Annotated in this window: 8 protein-coding genes; 2 read left to right on the top strand and 6 right to left on the bottom strand. The window is 43.8% G+C overall.

Features of this window, described 5'->3' with window-relative positions:
• Positions 1-74 precede the first annotated feature (74 nt).
• The 6 genes from G1O98_RS36420 to G1O98_RS36395 form a co-directional block, all read right to left on the bottom strand.
• On the bottom strand, positions 75-284 hold the full coding sequence (locus tag G1O98_RS36420; protein WP_243458645.1) for a hypothetical protein: 210 nt from the start codon (positions 282-284) through the stop codon (positions 75-77).
• A complete protein-coding gene (locus G1O98_RS36415; RefSeq protein WP_163939087.1) occupies positions 281-676 on the bottom strand; it encodes an ASCH domain-containing protein in 396 nt (131 codons plus the stop codon). Before G1O98_RS36415 ends, G1O98_RS36420 begins: the two co-directional genes overlap by 4 nt.
• 51 nt (positions 677-727) lie before the next feature.
• Positions 728-1,228, bottom strand: a complete 501-nt coding sequence (locus G1O98_RS36410; RefSeq protein ID WP_163939085.1) for a DnaB-like helicase C-terminal domain-containing protein — start codon at positions 1,226-1,228, stop codon at positions 728-730.
• A 656-nt stretch (positions 1,229-1,884) separates the two neighbouring features.
• Positions 1,885-2,076: a DUF4114 domain-containing protein gene (locus tag G1O98_RS36405; protein ID WP_175587013.1), complete on the bottom strand. Its 192-nt coding sequence runs from the start codon at positions 2,074-2,076 to the stop codon at positions 1,885-1,887.
• 92 nt (positions 2,077-2,168) lie between these two features.
• Positions 2,169-4,220, bottom strand: a complete 2,052-nt coding sequence (locus tag G1O98_RS36400) for a VWA domain-containing protein (RefSeq protein WP_163939083.1) — start codon at positions 4,218-4,220, stop codon at positions 2,169-2,171.
• Between the two features lie 205 nt (positions 4,221-4,425).
• Positions 4,426-4,578 carry a hypothetical protein gene (locus G1O98_RS36395; RefSeq protein WP_163939081.1) on the bottom strand — a complete coding sequence of 51 codons (153 nt, stop codon included), beginning with the start codon at positions 4,576-4,578 and terminating at the stop codon, positions 4,426-4,428.
• Positions 4,579-4,670: 92 nt separating this feature from the next.
• Between G1O98_RS36395 and G1O98_RS36390 the strand changes: the two genes are divergently transcribed.
• The gene (locus tag G1O98_RS36390; protein ID WP_163939079.1) at positions 4,671-5,066 is read left to right on the top strand and encodes a hypothetical protein; all 396 of its coding nucleotides are present in this window, start codon (positions 4,671-4,673) and stop codon (positions 5,064-5,066) included.
• A gap of 22 nt (positions 5,067-5,088) precedes the next feature.
• The gene (locus G1O98_RS36385; RefSeq protein WP_243458644.1) at positions 5,089-5,487 is read left to right on the top strand and encodes an HNH endonuclease signature motif containing protein; all 399 of its coding nucleotides are present in this window, start codon (positions 5,089-5,091) and stop codon (positions 5,485-5,487) included.
• The last annotated feature ends 156 nt before the right edge of the window (positions 5,488-5,643 follow it).

Here is a 5,643-nt window from a genome sequence, read left to right as displayed (position 1 = left end):
CTATGTTTTTACGCAAATATCAAAGTTTTGCCTCAAAGCTTTGAACAGTCTGGCTTTGGAGTTTTCGGACAAGTCTAATGTCGAATTGTCATCCGTTGGCAGTGGTAGTTGGTAATATCTGCGTGGATTGAAATTCCTGGTTGTTCATGGCGCAATTGTGATTGAGCATAAGGGGAGATTTCGACAAATTGCTGGACTCGGAATTTGTGGGATAGACCTGCGGCTGATATTCCGTGGTGGCAGAGTCCGCCGATGCCGGAGAAAAGCGAGAGAACTGATTTCATGAGGCGATCGCACTCCTCACCAGTTCATCTGGCACTTCAAAAATCCCCAACTGCCCAATGTAAGGAATCGGTGTAATCTCGCGTGGATTCTCCAGCTTCCAATGGTACTGAAGAGGCATCCCCCAACCAGACGCAACTTGTGAGAATCGGCAGTCAACTATTGTGACAATGCCAATAACTTGACCGCGACGTAAAGAGATTAACTCTGGGATTACTACCCCCATCCCTTGGCAAAATTCTTTCCCTAACAGGTACTCTTTTTTGGTACAGGTTTTTGCGGCGTGAATCAGAATGTCGCCGCGATAATGAATAGGCCAGCCACGGTTTTCAATATCCTTAAGAGCATAAATAATTGCATAAGCCCAAGGCTGACGAACAGATAGCGCTTTCATGAGTTTTAATAGTTGGATTTAGCCAAATTCTTAAACTGTCCAAATCTTTCATCAAACAATCTTATTAACAGTTGTCTCACTACTAAACCGACTTTTCAAAACTGAAACTTCAAAAATGCCTTTTTGGGTAGTCTGCTTGTCGTAGTAATCTTCTCTATACAAACCCAACATCACAGCAGCTTCTTGTTCAAATCCTCCAGATTCTCGAAAATCAGCTTTGGTTGGACGCTTTTCGGAACGGGAATCAACTTCCCTTTTTAACTGCGCTAAACCCAAGACAGCACAATTGAATTGTTTAGCGATCGCTCTGAGTTGTTTCAAGATGGAGTCGATTTCTTGCACGCGATTTTCGCCACGTTCACGGCGCATTGGTTCAATCAACTGCACATAGTCCACAATCACCAAACTGACTGACCCGCAACGAGCTTGTATATCTTGCAAATCACCCTTGATTTGTGAGGTGGTGATTACGGGGTTGTCATTCGCTTGTTTGACAACAAGAGTGCTGATTGATTCAAAATCCACTTGAAAAATGTTCAAATCTGCCTGCATTTCTCCACTATTATAGCGGTCTGTTATATGCTGTTTAATTGCTGCTTTTGATAATCCAGTAGTCAGATGAATGTAAACTGATGATGTGATTTTTAAGGGCTACTGTAACTATCGCTTTCATTCTTGTTATCCTAGAAATGCAAGAGTGTTTTAGTGTGGCGATTGTTACTTATTAAGCGGCAGTCGCTTTTTACTTTGATTGTCAGAAACCTTGAAATTACAGTACTTTTGTCATGTGTTTAGTACTCGCTAAATAAGTCTTTTTTATCACAAATGATTTCAAGATATTGCTAGTTGCTTGACTAAGTGAAAAGAAAGCTTTTGATGTTAAATATTGGTAATATTTGATGCTTTGCTAAGAACTTGGATCTTTAGATGAGCGTTCGCTACTGTGGTGGAAGTGTTGGCTCTATAGCCTTCCTCAAGACAGGAGACACTGTTCGGATTCGGGCATCCTACAGCAGGTGTTGGTGGGCGAAAAATAATTTTCTTTGACCAAGCCCTGACTTTCTTGACGATTGCAAAGGTCTGGGTTTGATAGCTACAATCGAATGGCACTAAGAAAACCTGAAACCTTTGTCTGAGGGAGGTGTGGGAGGATGAGGAAGAAATCTGGCTCCCCACACTCAAAAGCCGGTTAAATCATGGGTTTGCGCTTAACAAGCGTGCCATTCGGTATTTCCCTTACCAGTGACATCTGCTATTTGGGATGAAACGTTTCCCGTGGTTTGATCTACTGAACCGAAAGAAAATAGAACGTTATTGGTGCTAGGTGAGGAAGTTTTAGCAATGTTAGCTACTGTAGTATCGCTAACTAACATCATGGCAAATTTGCTTCCTGCCGTCATCAAAAACTGCTGTGGATCTTTATACTTGAATTTGGACTATGAGCGATCGCAGATAAAAAAAGAAGTGCAATGGTAGGTCAAAGCAATTCAAATTATTTCCTCGTAATCAACCCCCTAGATTGCTCCACCAAGCGAATAAACTCACCTCGATAGCCCTCCTGGTCTTCTCCCTTCCCTTGAGTTGCCAATTCCATTACCAAATCATAATTAGCATTCCCCTTATACTCAGAGTCACGCAGCACCATCCCAAAGGTCGCCACCGCCGCAGCAAATCTCAGGTTGGTGGAGGGGTCGGCTCTCAAATCATCATCTTGGATGGTTTGGGTAATTAGTTGACTGGTGTTGTCCTGGGGCAACTTATAGCGCAGTTTTACCTGCATCAATTCATTGCCGCCAGCATCTGCGGCAGTTTCAGCAGAACGCTGATACCGCAATGGGTCTAATGTAGGCAGTTTCACATCGCTCTTCATGCCAGTGGGAATTATTTCATAAAGCGCTGTCACAGAATGACCAGCCCCAATATCACCTGCATCTTTCTTATCGTCATTGAAATCCTGGTTTTGCAGCAAGCGGTTTTCGTAACCAATCAAGCGATATGCCTGAACTTTCGCTGGATTAAACTCCACTTGAATTTTCACATCCTTGGCAATGGTAAACAGAGTTCCCCTCAAATCGTTAACTAAAACCTTTTTGGCTTCCAATAGGGTATCGATGTAAGCGTAGTTGCCGTTACCCTTATCAGCCAGTTGCTCCATTTTTCCGTCCTTATAGTTGCCAGTACCAAATCCCAACACCGTCAGGAAAATTCCCTGATCTCGCTTCTGTTCAATTAATCGCGTCAGGTCGGCATCACTGGAAACCCCGACATTAAAATCTCCATCGGTAGCTAGAATTACTCTATTATTACCAGACTTAAGGAAGCTTTGTTTAGCTATCTTGTAGGCCAGTTCAATGCCCTGACCGCCAGCAGTGGAGCCTCCAGCCTCTAAGCGGTCAATCGCCGCCAGAATTGTTAATTTCTGACTACCAGGAGTAGCAGGTAATACTAATCCAGCATTGCCAGCATAAACTACCAAACTTACCCGGTCTTCAGGACGTAGTTTATTTACCAGCAATTTCAGGGACTGTTGCACCAACGGTAATTTGTTGGGGTCATTCATAGAACCGGAGACATCAATCAGAAATACTAAGTTGCTGGGTGGTAAGGTTTCACTCTCTAAGCGTTTACCTTGCAAACCCACCTGTACCAGCTTGTGTTGAGGATTCCAGGGAGCAGCAGCAACTTCAGTGGTGACAGAAAAAGGGCGATTGTCTTTTGGTTGGGGATAATTGTAGGTAAAATAGTTGATTAGTTCTTCAATTCGCACTGCATCCTTGGGTGGTAATTCTCCTTGAGTAATAAAGCGTCGCACGTTGCTGTAAGATGCTGTATCTGCATCAATGGAAAAGGTGGAAAGGGGGTCATTACCGACGCGATGAAAGGGATTATCCTCAATTCGGTTGTAGTTTTCTGTATTAAATCTTCTACCTGTTTGTGGCTCTGGGGCAACCCCTCCCCTAATTCCACCAGCTTGGGTTTTAGGCATGTACGCACGGTTAACAACTTGATTCTGCACAGATGAGCCAGACGAAATACTAAGGGATGGAGCCGTAGGTAAGGGTTGAGTCTTTCGGGTAGACTCGTCTTGAGTACGTTCTCTGGGAGCCTGAGTAGGAGTAGAATCTTGCAATTCATCTATCTGACTTCTTAGGGTTGCTAACTCCGGTGCGAATTCGGACTGCAAGCGTTGCAAAGTTTTCATATCCGCTTCGGTAACTATCTTGGGGTCAGTCGCTATTAGCTCATTGCTCCGATTCACACAGGTATTCAAGACTGTGGCAAACTCAGTCCGGGTTATCGCAACTGTACCAAAGTTTTGAACAGAAACGACACAACTATACTTTTGTATAAATGCCTGGAGTGCTTGGTAGTCAGGATGATTAGGTAGAATGGAGGTTGTTGGTGTAGAACTCTTAGGAGTCTGATTGACTGGAACCGCAACCGTACCAGACTGACGTAATGCAATTCCTACTGATGGTATCAATAACAACAGTGATACAATACTGACTCGCTGCCACATTTTGGACGGAATCGGGTAAGACATGGCTAAATCCTCACACTAAATTTGTGTATTGGCTCAAAACCTCGTGGGATGTGTGGAAGCTTTGTCTCTTTAGACTAGGGTTGCTGACATTTGAAGTTTCCACTTACCTAGAATAGTCTTGAGTAGCCTGGGATTTCATAACCGTTGCAGTTTTGGTAACTGTAGTTGATCGAATCCCTTTGCACACATGGCACTGCCTCAAAATTTACGTGCTGGCAGACGCGATTTTAACAAATTCTCGCCCCTGGTCATCAGCGACTATTTCCCCAGGCTTTGCCAATATCGCTTCAAGTGCGACAATCTTTTTAATTAAGCGTCCCCCGTCATCTTGCTCAACCAGTTCTGGGGTAACGTTCATTCCGTAAGTATCCTGTATGAATTCTTGATTAAATCGAAAAAAACGTCCAGTCTTAGTACAATTTGATTAGACATAGGTAAGCGTGATCTTCCATGACTCCAGCAACCGATATTCGTAGAAGAGCGATCGAACTGATTGAGCAGTTGTCAGAAGAGCGGTTAACTGCGGTAGTTCAATTATTAGAGTTTCTGTCTGAACCCTCTAAGTTTGCTGCATCCAATCCGATTGAGTTAGCCCTGGTTGAAGTCATCCAACGTCGTCTGGCTCCGAATGAGCAGAAACGATTAGAAGAATTACGCAAACGCGGTGAGTGGGGAGAACTCACCGACATGGAACATGAAGAATTGATTACTTATGAGGATCAGCTAGAACAGTGGAGGGTAGAACGTCTGGAAGCTCTTATGGAGTTAGCAAGGCTAAGGAATATGGATTTGCTGACCTTGAATCGTCAATTTGTCTCGGAATCTCAGTTATTCCATGCCGTTTGAATCTGAGAGAGTATCTGCTGCAATGCGACGAACAGTAGCCAGTAGAGCCAAAAATCTCTGTGAATATTGCCGATGTCCAGAAGAATTTTCTCCTGACAGCTTCACTATAGAACACATCAAACCCCGTCAAGTAGGCGGAGAAACGATCACAGAAAATTTAGCTTGGTCTTGTTATGGCTGTAATGGTCGAAAGCATACCAAAACCAGCCATTGCGATCCAGAAACAAAACTTGAGGTGGGACTGTTTCATCCTCGTCAGCAGCTTTGGTCAGAGCATTTCACCTGGAACGATGATTTTACACAGGTTATTGGTAAAACTTCCTGTGGTCGAGCAACAGTGTCAGCTCTGCAATTAAATCGGGTTGGAGTCGTTAACTTGCGTCGCCTTTTGACCTCGGCGGGACTGCATCCACCGCCATAAATATGTTGGTAGTGGTAAATATCTAGCGATCGCCAGTCGCAAGCAGAGGCTAAAAATGCTTTTAAAAACCTCAAACTAGGAAACTTTAGAACTTAAGTTTTTACTTGGGTTGCCACAATGGAGTTGTATCAGGGTTTTCAGCAGCAGAGACGGTAT

Source organism: Nostoc sp. UIC 10630 (assembly GCF_010747425.1).
Lineage (GTDB): Bacteria > Cyanobacteriota > Cyanobacteriia > Cyanobacteriales > Nostocaceae > Nostoc.
Note: the sequence above shows the minus strand (reverse complement) of the source record. Positions and strands in the feature narration are given on the sequence as shown.